This is a genomic window from Nostoc sp. (assembly GCF_035638895.1).
In the GTDB taxonomy this organism is placed as follows: Bacteria; Cyanobacteriota; Cyanobacteriia; order Cyanobacteriales; family Nostocaceae; genus Nostoc.
Genome location: NZ_DASQZC010000222.1, coordinates 1 through 16,192, shown reverse-complemented (window position 1 = coordinate 16,192; position 16,192 = coordinate 1). Strand labels below are relative to the sequence as shown.

Below are 16,192 nucleotides of genomic sequence, written 5' to 3'. Positions count from 1 at the left end.
CTTTAATTAAGGTTATTTGCTGGTTTATAGCCCTTTATATGGTTTATTTTTTCTCCGCCAACCTACTTAAGCACTGTAGTCATCATAGTGAAAACGAAAGATTTGACACCCTCATCAAAGAATATTTGATTGCACAACAGTCTTTATCTCCCTTATTCTGGTTACAAGAAGCACAGTATTGATTGCTGCATGCTTTGGGTAAAAATTTTTGGTAGTGCGCTCACAAGCATCAATCAACAGCGATTAACGGTTTCTACGAACGACCAAGCTAGGTCATAGCTGTGAAAGCAACAGAGTCGTTTGTATTAAATATTGCCATCCCTGTGATTGTAAACTAAAAAGCCTTTGTGTAATTTTATGTAATTGTGTGAAACTAATGAGTCAAAATTATACTGGTTCAAACTCTCCTCTCATCACCACTGAGCCACACAAGGAATTTGCAGCAAACAGATATGTAGAATCTGTGTCTGACGTTTCTCGTCAGGCTGATGAATCGGAGAATAATAAGGAAATTCAGCCTTTTTTAAACGACGAAACACCCCCAACGCTCTCAGTTGCTGATGCGATCGCTCAGATGTTGGTAAATTTGGGAGTAAGCTACGCCTTTGGTGTCGCAGGTGGTGCGATGGCAAGCCTTTGGGGGGCGCTGTCAAATAGCAGCATTGACGTGTTGAACTTCCGCCATGAAGCAGGAGCAGCATTTGCAGCGACCGAAGCATACTTTGCCAATAACCGCCCCACTGTAGTTTTTACCACAGCAGGGCCGGGGATCACAAATGCCCTCACCGGGTTATTTGCAGCTCGTGGTGAAGGTGCAAAAGTGATTTTGTTGTCGGCTTGTACCTCAGCACCGCAGCGTGGACGTTGGGCAATTCAAGAAACCAGCACTTACACATTGCCCAGTGGGGGAATTTTTACCCCAGGAGCCTTATTCAACTATGCAATAACTATTGAATCTGCGGCTCAACTACCGCAGATTTTCCGCAAACTTGCTTTGGCTATGGCGCAACCAGGCGGATTTGTCGCCCATTTGAGCATTCCTACCGCAGTGCAGGCAAGTTTAGTTGAGAATATATCTTTGCCTCAACTAGATGTGACTCCATTTCCGATGACTGCTTCCAAACAAGCGATCGCTAAATCTGTAGAGTTATTATCATCTGGCCCCTTTGCCATCTGGGTTGGTTTCGGTGCGCGTGACGCAGCAGAAGAAATCATTGAACTCGCTGAAAGAACCGGAGCAGCAGTCATGTGTTCACCCCGTGGTAAAGGTATCTTCCCTGAAGATCATCCCCAGTTTGTGGGTGTTACAGGTTTAGGCGGTCATGCTTCCGTCTTAACTTATATGGAACAACAACCTCCACTACGCACACTCGTATTAGGAACCCGCCTTGGTGAACCGACTTCCTTCTGGAGTTCGGCGCTAGTTCCAAAAAAAGGTTTTATCCATGTAGATATTGATCCCGAAGTGCCAGGTGTAGCCTATCCACACGTTGAAACTTTAGCAGTTCAGTCTGATATCAAAGCTTTTGTGGAAGAGTTATTGCAGCAATTACCGGATGCTCCTGATTCCACAACTTTGCCACTACCTCGTCCAGAACCCAAAGCAATTGAACCTGCACCAGATGTAGATTATCCAGTGCGGCCAGAAGTATTGATGGCAGCAATTCAAAAGATAATTGTTGAAAATACCGATGCCATAGTAATGGCGGAGTGTGGTAACTCCTTTACTTGGTCAACTCATCTACTCCAATTTTCTGAAGCCAATCGTTACCGAGTCAGCACCGGAGTTGGCGCAATGGGTCACGCTGTCACCGGAGTATTGGGTGCTGCACTGGCAAGCAATAGCATAGCTGTAGGGATTGTCGGAGATGGAGCAATGCTGATGAATAACGAAATTAGCACAGCTGTGAAATACAAAATTCCCGCAATCTGGATTGTACTCAATGATGCGCGTTACAACATGTGCCATCAAGGGATGAAAGTCTTGGGATTAAAGGGTGCAGATGCAACACTTCCACCAACAAACTTCGCCATGATTGCTCGTGGTATGGGAGCAGAAGCGCTCGTAGTCGTCAGAGAGTCAGAAATCGAAGCAGCATTAGAACAAGCGATCGCATCAAATGCTCCCTTTCTGATCGATGTAGTGATTGACGCTGATCGACCAGCACCCTCAGGCGCACGCAATAAAGGTTTAGCAGCACAAGGAATTAAATCAAGTTCGGCTAAAAATCCAGCCAAGCAAGTTTCATTTCCAATGGTTTAACTTTAAAACCTGACAATTTCCTGCAATTGTTATAGACACTAAAACAGCCCAACTATTCAACAAAAGACAAAGGATGAATCTAGAAGCGGTAAAAACTTTATTCCAGCCAAAAAACTGTACCCAAATCAACTGGAATTTTCGATTTTTAAAACATTATGCTTCTTTACTTCATCCTATCTTAATATTCCAGAGCGTTTTTTTGTCTATATCTTTACATTTTGTAATGCAAATTACTTTCTCTAACCAATACCAAACAATATCGAGAGGTGAAAATGCTGCTATTTGAAACTGTTAGAGAAATGGGTCACGAACAAGTTCTCTTCTGTCATGGTAAAAATCCCGAAATTAAGGCGATTATTGCTATCCATGACACGACCTTGGGCCCAGCGATGGGAGCAACAAGACTCTTGCCTTATGTAAACGAAGAAGCTGCTTTAAAAGATGCACTTCGTCTGAGTCGTGGGATGACATATAAAGCTGCGTGTGCGAACATCCCGGCTGGTGGCGGAAAAGCAGTCATTATCGCTAATCCTGAAAATAAAACAGATGATCTGTTAAGAGCTTACGGACGTTTTGTTGATAGTTTGAATGGGCGTTTTATTACCGGGCAAGATGTCAATATTACCCCCGGCGATGTGCGGACAATTAGCCAAGAAACAAAACATGTTGTTGGGGTATCAGAAAAATCTGGTGGCCCTGCTCCCATAACATCACTAGGAGTTTTTCTAGGAATTAAAGCTGCTGTAGAGTCTCATTGGCAAAGCAAAAGACTTGATGGCATGAAAGTTGCAGTTCAAGGTCTAGGAAATGTAGGTAAAAACCTTTGCCGTCACTTACATGAGCATGATGTCAAGCTTTTTGTTAGCGATGTAGATCCAGTAAAAGCGGAAGAAGCAAAACGGCTATTTGGCGCAACTATTGTCGAACCCACCGAGATTTACTCTCTTGATGTAGATATATTTGCTCCTTGCGCTTTAGGAGGAATTCTTAATAGTCATACAATTCCTTTCTTAAAAGCTTCTATTATTGCTGGTGCAGCTAATAATCAGTTAGAGAATGAGCAACTGCATAGTCAAATGCTTGCCAAAAAAGGGATTCTTTACAGCCCTGATTATGTAATTAATGCCGGAGGGCTAATCAACGTTTATAACGAAATGATTGGCTATGACGAAGAAAAAGCTTTTAAGCAAGTGCATAACATTTATGACACACTACTAGCAATTTTTGATATTTCTAAAGAGCAAGGAGTTACTACTAACGATGCTGCTAAACAATTAGCAGAAGATCGGATTCAGAATGGTAAACGAAATAGAACTAAAGCGATCGCAGCTTAATTGTTATTATCTTAAGGAGTGATAAGTGGAAAAGAATACCTTTGCAACATCAGCTTACATTGCTACTTCACCAGAGAGCGCCTTTGAGTATCTTTGTAGTTTAAAAAACTTAGACGAATGGACGCTTTATAGCCGGATGAAAGAGCAAGTTGACGAAGATACCTGGCTCGGAACTGCATCTGGTTATCATAAAAATCTCTATTATCACGTTAAAAAACTAGAAAATCCGCTTTTCTACGGCATTGAGTGGCACTGTGGATTAGAGTATCAGAAATATTTTCAGGTTTACCCAGTTTTGTTGTTTCCTACAAATTATATTGAGCCGGGAACAGATGAAAATGGTGTGTACTTCCATTGGTTGAGCTTTGTCGATCCAAAACGACAAACTCAGATGATTATGCAGGGAATTCACACGGTACATACTTCCGAGTGTCGTTCCCTCAAAGGTAATTTGGAACGCAAGGCTGGTCTGACCTCAGCAGCCAAAGGTAGCCACTTTATCGATACTGACACCATCTATGTTGATGCCCCAATTGAAATCGGCATTGAATACCTACAAAACCTACAGAACATAGATGAGTGGGCACATTTACTGCGCCCAAATGGTGAGATTACTTCTGAATCAGGTGAATTCAAAGATGAATATGATCAGAAAGTAAAAGTTTCCGTGCGGGTTCATAGCCTGAGCAAATACTACTTGCTTGAACAAGAACACTTTTATCCAGACTACGAATATTATCAGCGTTCTGTAGCGTTGCTCATCCCAACCGCTTATGCATTCGCTGACCCCGAAGCTTCAGGTTTTATCCTGCATCGAATCACATTCTGGAAAACAGATGGAACTGTCACCCACGGCAAACTTCAAATTGAAGACTTTGGCGCTGAGAGCATGAACATCAAACGTTTACTAGAAGCCAAAGCTGGAAACCTCCAATCCTTTGACCGAGGAATGAGCTATCTACCAAAAACTCCAGAAGTACTAGTTACCAACTAAAACTTCAGCGTTCCTCTGCGTTTAAAATTCACCCCTAAATTCCCCACAATAAGCTCTCTTGCAACACATGAAACTGAAACAAATTATCATTACTATCCTCACTTTTTGTGTTGCCGGTTTTTCTGGAATCAAAGCTGCCTCAGCTGCATCCTTTTCAGTAATCGCCGACGGTCTATATAACGCCGGAGGTCTGAGCTTTAGCCCTGATGGTAATCTTTATGTCACAGAGGCGGGAATAGGGGGAAGTGGAGGTTGTGTTCCACCAGCAAGCGGTCAGGGCGATTCTTTATGCTATGGCACAACTGGGGCAGTTACCAAAATTGAGAATGGTAAAACTGAGCGCATACTTACAGGACTTTCTTCCTTAGCATTACCAGATGGCACTGGAGCCGCCGGGCCTCGTGATATAAAATTTGATGCTCAAGGTAAACCTTATGTTCTGATTGGGTATGGGGCTAATCCAGCCTTTCGCGATCGCAATTTAGGTAACACCGACCTCGGTAAAATCATTGCTCCCGACTTTAATACCAATACCTGGAAGAGTGTTGCCGATTTAGCTAACTATGAACTCGCCAACAATCCCGATGGTGGTGATGTTGGTAGCAATCCCTTGGGTTTCGTAATAGATGGCAACAATTTAGTTGCAGTTGATGCAGGTGCAAACAACTTCCTAAGTGTGAATGCTGATGGCAGTAATTTACAGGCGATAGTTGCGTTTCCCCAAGACATATTAGCTAATCCCGTCTTTCCACCCTCTGGTACACCATCAAATGAACCAGCACAGGTTCCATCTCAAGGTGAAGAGGTGCGATCGCCGAAGGCGGGGCTTCGCCCATCGCAATTTGCAACTCAACCAGTACCCTCAAGTGTGACCAAAGGCCCTGATGGCGCTTATTATGTCAGCCAATTTACAGGTTTTCCCTTCCCAGAAGGTGGGGCAAAAATCTATCGAGTTGGTGCTGATGGAAAACCAACAGTATATGCCGATGGTTTTACCCAACTCACAGACTTGGAATTTGATACTGAGGGCAATTTGTATGCTTTGCAGTACGCCAATCAGTCAGCTTGGAAGGGTGATTTTGATGGTTCTGTCATCAAAATAGCTGCCGATGGGACACGCACAACTCTTATGAGTGGGAATGGATTAGAGTCGCCTAGCGCCTTGACTATTGGTGCTGATGGTGCGGTATACGTCACAAACCGAGGCGATCGCCCTGGAGGTGGACAAGTTCTCAGAATTGAAAATATCAAATCTGTACCTGAACCGAGTTCTGCTTTCGGCATATTAGCGATCGGTGCTTTCGGCGTTGCTTGCTTGCACAAAAGGAGAGCCACGAAACCTCCCATAAATGGAGCCGTGGCCCTCAAGTAAAGAGTTTCAAACCAATCCTGCGTTCTTCAAAGACTAGGATTCGTTGTCTTTAAAACCATAAAAGTTTCCACTTATTTTAAGTCTCAATCTCCAAAGGTATGAAACTCAAGTCATTTGCTCTTACATCTCTTACATTTTGTTTTGCTGCTATTTGTGGAACGCCATCTGTACAAGCTGCAACACTAACGACAATTGTCGATGGAGTCAGTAATGCACGGGGTGTTAGCTTTGGCCCTGACGGTAGTCTCTACGTGGCAGAGCCAGGTATCGGAGGAAACGGAAATTGCCAACCATCTCCGAGTACCTTATTTCAGCCTATTTGTGCTGGTAATAGTGGTTCGCTGGTTAAAGTTGCATCAGATGGCACCACACAGCGTCTATTCAATAACTTTGAATCTGTAGCAGAGCAACCCAGTGGCAACCAAGGCGCTGGTATTCAAGACGTACAATTCGACTCTCAGGGGAATGCTTATCTTCTAACTGGGTTTGCTGGTTATCCAGGAAATCGTGATTTAGAATCACTTAACCTTGGTTCTCAATTCACTATCCCACCACAGCAAGTTGCTACTTTCCCGCCATCCACACCCGATAAAGTACTGAATACCCCGCTTTTAGCACAACTTTTCAAAGCTGACTTGAACACCGGAGAACTGGAAAGTATTTTCGACTTTGGCAAGTATGAAATTACTAATAACCCAGACGGTGAGGATGTAGTTACCAATCCCTTTGATTTGACCGTTAGTGGTGATACTGCTTATGTCGTTGACGGTGGTGGAAATGCCGCTTACAAAATCAAACTTGACGGAAGTGAGTCTGAGGCGATCGCAATTCCCAAGAAAGTCCTTAGTGCTTCAACATTGCCACCCCTTCCACCAGGACAAGAACTGCCTCCAGGGTTAATAGAAATACTTCCAGGAGGAAACATCGCAATTCAATCAGTACCTACAAGTGGCACGATTGGCCCTGATGGAGCCTTGTACGTTGCCGAATATTCAGGTTTTCCATATCCAGAAGGTGAATCGCGGATCTTCCGTATCGGTGAGGATGGAAACCCAGAGGTTTTTCTAGATGGGTTTACGCAAATCACAGACTTAACCTTTGATGATCAAGGCAACTTGCTGGTGTTACAGTTCGGCGACGAGTCTCAGTTGAAGGGTGACTTGCGGTTCCTGCCTGGTTCTCTGATTAAAGTTGCTCCCGATCTAACTCGTACAACCCTGGTTGCTGCCGGTGAAGGGTTGGAATCGTCTGCTGGAATTGATATTGGCCCTGACGGGCAAATATACATCACCAAGCGCGGTGTTGGCCCAGAACTAGGATCGGTGGTTCGGGTGGATGGTATCGTTACAGAAAGAGTCCCCGAACCTACTTCAATACTTGGCTTACTAGCACTTGCTAGTGTAGGCGCAACTGGTGCGATCGCCAAGCGCAAACGCCAAGACAAGTTGGGTTTGCTACCCAAAGCAGAGATAGTCTAATTCCTCATTACCTGACACCAGGTAATGGTTAGAGAATAGCTGCTGCCTCACACAGAAAGTTGCATTTCAAACAGGAGGCAGCAGCCCAAATATTAGGGTTCCCGAACTAGAGCTGGGAACGAATATTAGTCTAGGAAAGAGTATACACTCATACAACCAGGACTTAAAACTCATGGGATTAGTCAAAAATTTCTCAATCGGCATTCTCGGTACTGGAGTCATGGTGCTGGCAACAGCAGCCCAAGCCAATGCTGTAACATTAACTTACGACAGAAGTATTGGTAGTCCTGGCTTCGGCCCTGGAGAACTTTTTGTTCCCCAAGGGATAGCGGTGGATAGCCAAGGGAATACCCTCATAGCTAACGGACGCGGTATTAACCCGGCGGATGGTACTCCTAACTTCGACCTTGGTAATAAAATTGAAATATTTAATCCTAGCGGTCAGTATATTGGAGCAATTGGCTCCGGTGGCACAGGGCCTGGGCAGTTTGACGAGCCAACAACTGTAGATTTTAATCCCGTAACAGGGGATCTGTATTCAGGTGATGTTTACAACAACCGTATCAATCAATTCGATTCTCAGGGTAACTTTATTAGATCCTTTGCAAATGGAGCATTTACCCCTCTGGTAGAGGGTAGGTTTTTCTTTGGCCCATCTGGTTTGACATTTGACAAAACTGGCAACGTTTACGTAGGTGATTTTAACGGCGAAAGAATCCTTAAATTCACACCAGACGGACAGCCACTTGGTGCCATTGGTGGCACCGTTGGGACTGAACTTGGACAATTCCAAGGTGTAGCAGGTGTAAGAATTTCCCCAGTTAGTGGAAATATCTTTGTAGCTGACCAGTATAACAACCGCGTTCAAGTACTCGATCCAAATGGTAATCCTCTGTTGGCATTTGGTTCAGCAGGTAGCGGGCCTGGACAGCTTCTTCAGCCAATTGGCATCGAAGTGGACGACCAAGAGAATGTTTATGTAGCTGATTCTATCAACAGCCGCGTTCAGGTATTTGATAAAAACGGTAACTTCTTGACTTCCTACGGTCAACCAGCCCTAGATGCATCAGGCAAGCTAGTCCCCCCTCCAGCATTAACTGGCCCTCCTTTTGGCAATCCCCTTGACCTCACACCAGGCAGATTTAACTGGACAGGTGGTACAGCCCTCAAAGATGACAAGCTGTATGTGGGCGATTTCTTCCAAGGTCGCGTCCAAGTGTTAAACGTAGAAGGCACAACTAAAGTACCTGAACCTAGTTCAGCATTGAGTTTAGCATTACTCGGACTTGGTGCTGTCACCGTCACATTGCGGAAACGTGGACAACAAAAGCCAGTCTTGAATTTAAAGAATTACTAATTGGTAATGGGCTACGCCCCGCTACGCCCCGCTACGCTAACGTAATTAAAAATTTCGTAGGGTGCGTTAGCCAAGGCCATAACGCACCGTCTCAATAAATTCGGTGCGTTACACACCATACGAAAATTTCAGGTTATTAAATCCGGAACAAGGGAAATAAAAACTGGAGAACACAATAACGCCAACATTGTCAAGGTGCTTTCAGGACATTAAGAGTTCATGCAAATTCTGATTTATTCATACAATTATCATCCAGAGCCAATTGGTATTGCACCTTTGATGACTGAACTAGCAGAAGGGCTGGTGAAGCGAGGGCATCAAGTGCGAGTAATCACAGGTATGCCTAACTATCCTCAGCGTCAGATTTACGATGGTTATCGGGGGAAGTTATACGTTACTGAACATAAAAATGGTGTTAAAATTCAGCGTAGTTACCTACGGATTAAGTCTAAACCTAATCTTATAGACAGGTTACTGCTAGAGTTGAGCTTTGTTTTTACGAGTTTGCCACAAGCCCTTAAGGGCGAGCGACCTGATGTAATCCTCTTAACAGTGCCGCCGCTACTAGTTTGCTTACCTGCAACCTTAATAGCTTGGCTATATAATTGCCCAGTAGTGCTGAACGTCCAAGATATCCTGCCGGAAGCTGCTGTGCGTGTTGGGCTTATTAAAAATAAGTTGATGATTCAAGCTCTGGAAGCTTTAGAAAAATTTGCCTACCGAACTGCACATACCATTAGCGTGATTGCCGATGGCTTTGTAGATAATTTAATAAATAAAGGTGTACCGGCTAATAAAATTGCCTGCATTCCAAATTGGGTGAATCTAAATTTTATCCGCCCTTTACCGAAAGAGAATAACTCCTGGAGAGCTACCCATCAACTGGATGATAAATTTGTAGTGCTTTATTCAGGTAATATTGCTCTGACGCAAGGTTTGGAGACAGTAATAGAAGCAGCATCTCGGTTGCGTCATATTAATGATATTGTCTTTGCGATCGCAGGTGAATCTCAAGCTCTCGAAAGGTTGCAAAAACATTGTCTTGCTTGTGGTGCAGATAATGTTTTGCTCATACCATTGCAACCACGAGAAAAACTACCACAAATGTTAGCAGCCGCAGATTTGGGGTTGATTGTGCAAAAGAGCAATGTGATTTCTTTCAATATGCCTTCTAAAATACCACTGCTGTTAGCTAGTGGTCGCCCAATTGTTGGTTCAGTTCCCGCAACTGGAACTGCTGCCAAAGCTATCCAAAAAAGTGGTGGCGGCGTTATCGTTGAGCCTGAGTCAGCAGATGCTTTGGCTGCGGCAGTATTGGATTTATATAATCAGCCGGAATTAGCAGCAAAATTAGGGCGCAAAGGAAGAAAGTTTGCCGTAGAAAACTATTCCTTTGAGCAAGCGCTAGATCGGTATGAAGAGTTATTTTCGGATGCGATCGCCAAAAAAGCAACAAATTTGGATATCTTGCCCGAATTGAGTTCTAAGGAATCACTTGTTGATATATGAAAATTGGGGACGGGAAAAATGCCTTTAAAATCCTCTTATTCAGATCAGCTTAAAAAAACTGACCAAACCTTGATCGCTCTACTTAGCGATCGCATATCATTATTAGCAGCATCAGAACAACCTTCTTTAGATGAACAACTGGCTGATGTGGCTCCCCTACTCGCTCAAGCTGGTATTCCTGAGTCTGTTTGGGCAAGTATAGTAAATAGTTGTCATGCTCCTCTAATTCCTAAATCTGCAACAAATCATGTCAGTTCCCGACAAATTACCATCATCGGTGGACGCGGCAGGATGGGAAGATTATTCAAAGAGCAGCTTTCCATAGTAGGTCACAATGTTAGCGTTCTCGAACATGAAGATTGGGAATACGCAGATAAATTGTTAAGTCAGGCAGAATTAGTATTAGTAAGCGTTCCCATTGAATATACAGTTGATGTTATCAAACGTGCAGCTAAATACCTTGGGCCTAATACAGCTTTGTGTGACATCACAAGCGTCAAAACTCAGCCAACTCAGGCGATGCTCGAACATCATTCTGGCCCAGTCATGGGTTTACATCCAATGTTTGGGCCAAATATCAAATCGTTTTTGGGACAAAAGGTGGTAGTGTGCCCAGGTCGAAACGATGATTCATTTCAGTGGTTATTAGACTTTATCAAAAGTAAAGGTGGAGAATTAATTGTTTGTACGCCTGAAGAACACGATCAAATGATGGTGATTATTCAAGCAACGCAACATTTTTGTAGATTTAGTCTTGGTGTTTTCTTAGCACAAGTAAAAGTAGATATAAAGCAGAGCTTAACAATGTCAACGCCTAACTATCGTCAAGAAATTGACATTGTTAAACGTTTGTTTTCCCAGAATCCTAATTTATGTGTTGATATTATGCTAGCTACAGAAGAACGGTGTAATGCAATTAGCTTTTTAGCTAAGACTTACAGCCGTTTAGCAAGACTGGTAGCAAGGAAAGATAGAGACGCACTAATTCAAGAGTTTGAAATTACTCAAAGCTTTTTTGAAGAAAAAACCAATGCTTTTCTCCAGCCTTTAAATACAACAGTTCAACGAGATTTTAAACCACAAATGCACACAAATATTAGCATTTGAATGATAAAAACTATGCTGATAGACATCTTTCACGATCCCGTTTGTCCCTGGTGCAGAATTGGTAAAAAGCATCTGTTTGATGCATTGGCAAAATGGCAAGAAGAAGAAGTAGATATCCGGTGGCATCCCTTTATTCTCGACAATACCATTCCTGCTGACGGGTACGAATTTCGTAGCTTTATGCAAAATAGAAAACGCATAGAAGCCCAAGAACTGCAATATCTGTTTGATTCTACGCAATACGCAGGTGAGATGGCTGGAGTCAAGCTAAATTTTGACAAAATCCGTTTGGCTGTCAATACTAAGCTTTCGCACCGACTGATTACACTTGCACCAGCAAAGGTAAAAAACGATGTTGTAGAAGCCATTTATAAAGCTTATTTTGAAGACGGTTTGAACATCGGAGATATTGAAGTTTTGATTGCCATAGGTAGAGCTTACCAAATGGATTCTAGGGAATTACGCCAGCAATTGAGCGATGATGCTGCAATTAAAGCTTTCGTAGCAGAATCAATATTTGCTCGGCCGAATGGCATCAACAGCGTGCCGTTCTTCATCATTAATAATAAAGTCAAGATCAATGGTTCTCACTCGGTAGACATTTTTCTTCAAGCTTTGAATCGTGCCACACTTGTAAATATATAAGCAAAAACATGGTAGTTGACATTAAGCAAAAAAGTAAATTCAATCTGCAACCAATTCATCAACGTGTTTCGGTTACTTTCAATTACGAGGTTTACTTTACCAAAAATTTATTTGAGTTGAAAAACCCCACCTTAGCCCAAGTAATTTCAGCAGATGGGGAGACAAAGCCGAAGAAAGTTGTAGCGATAGTAGACGCAGGAATATTACAACATCAACCGGAATTGGTTAAGCAATTAGTAGCCTATACCAATTTTTATGCAGAGATAGTAGCGATCGCAGCCGAACCAATGATAATTTCGGGAGGAGAAGCGGCTAAAAACGATCGCAATTTAGTAGATCAAATCCACCAACAGATTGAAGCAGCCGGATTGTGTCGTCATTGTTACGTGTTAGCGATCGGGGGCGGGGCTGTGTTGGATTTGGTAGGATATGCAGCCGCAACTGCTCACCGGGGTATTCGTCTAATTCGGATTCCAACAACTGTATTAGCACAAAATGATTCTGGGGTTGGCGTAAAAAACGGCATCAACGCCTTTGGTAAAAAGAACTTTCTCGGCACATTTGCGCCACCTTATGCAGTTATAAATGATTCTGCCTTTTTGACAAGCTTAGACGATCGCGATTGGCGTTCTGGAATCGCAGAAGCAGTGAAAGTGGCGCTGATTAAGGATGCTAGCTTTTTTGATTATATCCACTCTCACAGCGCAGCCCTTGCACGGCGAGACATGGATACTATGCAACAAGTTATCTATCGTTGCGCCCAGTTGCACCTAGAACATATTGCCAATAGCGGCGATCCTTTTGAAATGGGTTCGTCTCGTCCCCTGGATTTTGGACATTGGGCGGCTCATAAACTGGAGCATTTGACAAATTATCGCTTGCGTCATGGCGAAGCAGTTGCGATCGGTATTGCTTTGGATAGCACTTATTCCTATTTGGTAGGATTGCTGGATTGCTCACAATGGCAAAGGATATTAAGTAGTTTGTCGGCGTTGGGTTTTACGTTGTATGTGCCAGAAATGGTTGAGAAGTTATCACAACTGGAACATCCTAATTGTTTGTTTCGGGGTTTAACTGAGTTTCGGGAACATTTAGGGGGAGAGTTGACTTTAATGCTGTTACAAAGGATTGGGAAAGGAGTTGAGGTTCATGAGGTGGATTTGTTTTTGTATAGGCAGGCAATATCGCTGTTGAGGGAGTTTTAGGGTTGGATTTTAAACGCAGAGGGACGCTGAGGGAAGCGCAAAGGAACGCTGAGGTTGTGAGAGGATCTACTACTTTTGAGGGAGGCGGTTATTTTTGAATATGGCTATCAGGAAATGTACTAGAGAAGCAGTATAAAAAGCGAATAAATTGACATCTAATCGAAAAATTATTCAATGTATTAACTGCTTGATATCTAGTATTCTTAATTAAGAAGCGAAAAGTTTTTCATTACATCTTTTAAAAAGAATCCGCAGATTTAGATAGTTTGAATTAAATTGACATCGGATTATCTGGATTTGTTTTTAATTTGAAGATAGTTATCAATAATGATTAGCTTTTGACTAATAACTCTTCCAGAGAATTTTCCCATGATTTTTGATTCCCGTTCATACAAAACTCTTGGCGGTGTACTTGTTTCTCGCTCCATCACAGAAGTTAAGATGGACACTGCTCTCGAAGACATTCTATTCCGCTTAAATTCTCAGCGTGGAGGTTTGTTAAGGAGCAGTTACGAATATCCAGGCAGATACAAAAGATGGGCGATCGGATTTGTCAATCCACCATTGGAATTGACTACACAGGAAAATGCTTTTACTTTGATAGCGTTGAATGAACGCGGTCGGGTACTTTTGCCATTACTCTTAGAGTGCTTATCCAACTCAATACAACTTGAGAAAGTTAGCATAGACAATAATAGTGTTATAGGCTTTGTTAAAGCTACCAAAAAACTATTTGCTGAAGAAGAACGCAGTAAACAACCTTCAGCATTTACAGTTGTCCGCGAAATTTTACACACTTTTTCTAGCCAAGAAGACGAACATTTAGGATTGTATGGTGCTTTTGGTTATGACTTAGTTTTTCAGTTTGAACCAATTACCCAACGTCTAGAACGTCCTACAGATCAGCGAGATTTAGTACTTTATTTACCTGACGACTTGGTAGTTGTTGATTACTATCAACAACGCGCATTTCGTTTACAATATGAATTTGAAACAACGCATGGCAGCACTAATGATTTTCCTCGAACAGGTGAGTCTATAGACTATCGCGGAAAACATCTTTTCCCAAATCAAACTGCTGACCATAAAGTAGGCGAGTATGCCAAAAAAGTTGAGGGTGCGCTCGATTATTTCCGCCGAGGCGATTTATTTGAAGTAGTTCCTAGTCAAAACTTTTTTGAAGGCTATGAAGATGAACCTAGTAAATTATTTAACACTTTAAAAGAAATAAATCCTAGCCCTTATGGGTTTATTTTTAATTTAGGTGGAGAATATCTGGTTGGCGCATCTCCAGAAATGTTTGTGCGGGTTGAAGGTAGACGGGTTGAAACTTGTCCCATTAGTGGCACTATTAGCCGGGGACAAGATGCTCTTGACGATGCCGTGCAAATTCGTCAGTTACTCAACTCTCATAAAGATGAAGCTGAGTTGACCATGTGTACTGATGTCGATCGCAATGACAAATCCCGAATCTGCGAACCTGGTTCAGTACAAGTGATTGGTCGTCGTCAAATTGAATTATACAGCCACCTGATACATACAGTAGATCATGTTGAGGGGATACTGCGATCGCAATTTGATGCTTTAGATGCCTTTCTCTCGCATACATGGGCGGTTACAGTCACCGGCGCACCTAAAAGAGCCGCAATAGATTTTATTGAACAGCATGAACGTAGCGCCCGACGTTGGTATGGTGGAGCAGTTGGGTATTTAAATTTCAATGGGAATTTAAATACTGGATTAATTCTGCGGACAATCCGCTTAAAAGACTGCATCGCCGAAGTGAGAGTTGGCGCTACTGTCCTTTATGACTCTATACCCGAAGCAGAAGAACAAGAAACAATTACCAAAGCTGCTGCTTTATTTGAGACGATTCGTCGTGTAAAGCAAACCACTCAGAAAGTTGATGAATCCAGTTCCATAAAGTTAACTAAAATCCTTCCAAGTGCGGCAGCTGGCAAACGCATCTTACTAATAGACTATGAAGACTCATTTGTTCATACCCTAGCCAATTACATTCGCCAAACTGGTGCAAGTGTTACTACGCTGCGTCATGGTTTCTCGGAATCTCTATTTGATACAGAACGCCCTGACTTAGTTGTTTTATCTCCTGGCCCTGGTAGACCAAGTGATTTTCGGGTTCCCCAGACCGTCGGTGCCCTTCTTCATCGCAAAATTCCTATTTTCGGAGTTTGTCTGGGATTGCAAGGCATTGTTGAAGCATTTGATGGAGAATTAGGAGTCCTCAACTATCCCCAACATGGTAAATCCTCACGGATTTTTGTTACCGATCCTAATTCTGTGACCTTCAAAAATTTACCACAATCTTTTCCAGTCGGTAGATATCATTCATTATTTGCCCTACCCCAACGTTTGCCAAAAGAACTCAAGGTGACAGCAATTTCTGATGACGACGTAATTATGGGCATTGAACATCAGACACTTCCCATCGCCGCCGTTCAGTTTCATCCAGAGTCAATCATGACTCTAGCGGGAGAAGTCGGTCTGGAAATCATTAAAAATGTGGTGCGTGCATATACAACCAAAGAGTCATTAGTCATTGGTCATTAGTCATTGAGCATTGGGCATCGGGCATTGGGCATTGGCAATTAGTTATTTTTCCTTGCCTCCCCTGCTCTCCCTGCCTCCCCCACTCCCCACTCCCTACTCCCCACTCCCCACGCATTTTATGACCAACCAAGTTGCCCCTCCCCGCCATATTCTTGAAGAAATTGTGTTGCATAAAAGGCAAGAAGTTGCACAAATGCAGCAAGAACTGCCTTTAACCTCCTTGCGACAACAGTTAAATGCAGCCCCGACTGTGCGAAATTTCTTGAATGCTTTGCAAGAAAATCCTAACCAACCTAGCTTAATTGCCGAGGTAAAAAAGGCATCACCTAGCCGTGGGATTATCCGCGCAGATTTTGA

Annotated in this window: 12 protein-coding genes and 1 pseudogene; all 13 read left to right on the top strand. The window is 42.9% G+C overall.

Annotation, left to right across the window (positions count from 1 at the left end; translation table 11 throughout):
- The coding region (locus VE944_RS10610; protein ID WP_324976332.1) for a hypothetical protein at window positions 1-182 on the top strand (182 nt) is incomplete at its 5' end.
- 194 nt (window positions 183-376) lie between these two features.
- On the top strand, window positions 377-2,263 hold the full coding sequence (gene scyA, locus VE944_RS10605) for a scytonemin biosynthesis protein ScyA (RefSeq protein ID WP_324976329.1): 1,887 nt from the start codon (window positions 377-379) through the stop codon (window positions 2,261-2,263).
- A gap of 272 nt (window positions 2,264-2,535) precedes the next feature.
- Entirely contained in the window at window positions 2,536-3,597 is a 1,062-nt protein-coding gene (gene scyB / locus VE944_RS10600; RefSeq protein WP_324976326.1) for a tryptophan dehydrogenase ScyB, read from the top strand.
- A gap of 25 nt (window positions 3,598-3,622) precedes the next feature.
- Entirely contained in the window at window positions 3,623-4,591 is a 969-nt protein-coding gene (scyC, locus tag VE944_RS10595; protein WP_324976323.1) for a scytonemin biosynthesis cyclase/decarboxylase ScyC, read from the top strand.
- 67 nt (window positions 4,592-4,658) lie between these two features.
- Entirely contained in the window at window positions 4,659-5,963 is a 1,305-nt protein-coding gene (locus tag VE944_RS10590; RefSeq protein ID WP_324976320.1) for a ScyD/ScyE family protein, read from the top strand.
- Between the two features lie 98 nt (window positions 5,964-6,061).
- Window positions 6,062-7,441, top strand: coding sequence for a ScyD/ScyE family protein (locus tag VE944_RS10585; protein ID WP_324976317.1), 1,380 nt, complete (start codon window positions 6,062-6,064; stop codon window positions 7,439-7,441).
- A 172-nt stretch (window positions 7,442-7,613) separates the two neighbouring features.
- The gene (gene scyF, locus VE944_RS10580; protein ID WP_324976314.1) at window positions 7,614-8,798 is read left to right on the top strand and encodes a scytonemin biosynthesis PEP-CTERM protein ScyF; all 1,185 of its coding nucleotides are present in this window, start codon (window positions 7,614-7,616) and stop codon (window positions 8,796-8,798) included.
- Between the two features lie 219 nt (window positions 8,799-9,017).
- Window positions 9,018-10,307 carry a glycosyltransferase family 4 protein gene (locus VE944_RS10575; protein ID WP_324976311.1) on the top strand — a complete coding sequence of 430 codons (1,290 nt, stop codon included), beginning with the start codon at window positions 9,018-9,020 and terminating at the stop codon, window positions 10,305-10,307.
- An 18-nt stretch (window positions 10,308-10,325) separates the two neighbouring features.
- Complete coding sequence (gene tyrA / locus VE944_RS10570) at window positions 10,326-11,414, top strand: bifunctional chorismate mutase/prephenate dehydrogenase (RefSeq protein WP_324976308.1); 1,089 nt, start codon at window positions 10,326-10,328, stop codon at window positions 11,412-11,414.
- 12 nt (window positions 11,415-11,426) lie between these two features.
- Window positions 11,427-12,059, top strand: coding sequence for a DsbA family oxidoreductase (locus VE944_RS10565; RefSeq protein WP_324976304.1), 633 nt, complete (start codon window positions 11,427-11,429; stop codon window positions 12,057-12,059).
- An 8-nt stretch (window positions 12,060-12,067) separates the two neighbouring features.
- Window positions 12,068-13,264: a 3-dehydroquinate synthase gene (locus VE944_RS10560; RefSeq protein WP_324976300.1), complete on the top strand. Its 1,197-nt coding sequence runs from the start codon at window positions 12,068-12,070 to the stop codon at window positions 13,262-13,264.
- A 369-nt stretch (window positions 13,265-13,633) separates the two neighbouring features.
- Window positions 13,634-15,835, top strand: a complete 2,202-nt coding sequence (locus VE944_RS10555) for an anthranilate synthase (RefSeq protein WP_324976297.1) — start codon at window positions 13,634-13,636, stop codon at window positions 15,833-15,835.
- A gap of 118 nt (window positions 15,836-15,953) precedes the next feature.
- Window positions 15,954-16,192, top strand: a pseudogene (locus tag VE944_RS10550) (indole-3-glycerol phosphate synthase TrpC); the annotation flags it as partial.

Bases quoted from the DNA above. Each gene is read 5' to 3' on its own strand.
- scyA (WP_324976329.1), top strand. From the start codon at position 377: ATGAGTCAAAATTATACTGGTTCAAACTCTCCTCTCATCACCACTGAG.
- scyB (WP_324976326.1), top strand. From the start codon at position 2,536: ATGCTGCTATTTGAAACTGTTAGAGAAATGGGTCACGAACAAGTTCTC.
- VE944_RS10590 (WP_324976320.1), top strand. From the start codon at position 4,659: ATGAAACTGAAACAAATTATCATTACTATCCTCACTTTTTGTGTTGCC.
- VE944_RS10585 (WP_324976317.1), top strand. From the start codon at position 6,062: ATGAAACTCAAGTCATTTGCTCTTACATCTCTTACATTTTGTTTTGCT.
- scyF (WP_324976314.1), top strand. From the start codon at position 7,614: ATGGGATTAGTCAAAAATTTCTCAATCGGCATTCTCGGTACTGGAGTC.
- VE944_RS10575 (WP_324976311.1), top strand. From the start codon at position 9,018: ATGCAAATTCTGATTTATTCATACAATTATCATCCAGAGCCAATTGGT.
- tyrA (WP_324976308.1), top strand. From the start codon at position 10,326: ATGCCTTTAAAATCCTCTTATTCAGATCAGCTTAAAAAAACTGACCAA.
- VE944_RS10565 (WP_324976304.1), top strand. From the start codon at position 11,427: ATGCTGATAGACATCTTTCACGATCCCGTTTGTCCCTGGTGCAGAATT.
- VE944_RS10560 (WP_324976300.1), top strand. From the start codon at position 12,068: ATGGTAGTTGACATTAAGCAAAAAAGTAAATTCAATCTGCAACCAATT.
- VE944_RS10555 (WP_324976297.1), top strand. From the start codon at position 13,634: ATGATTTTTGATTCCCGTTCATACAAAACTCTTGGCGGTGTACTTGTT.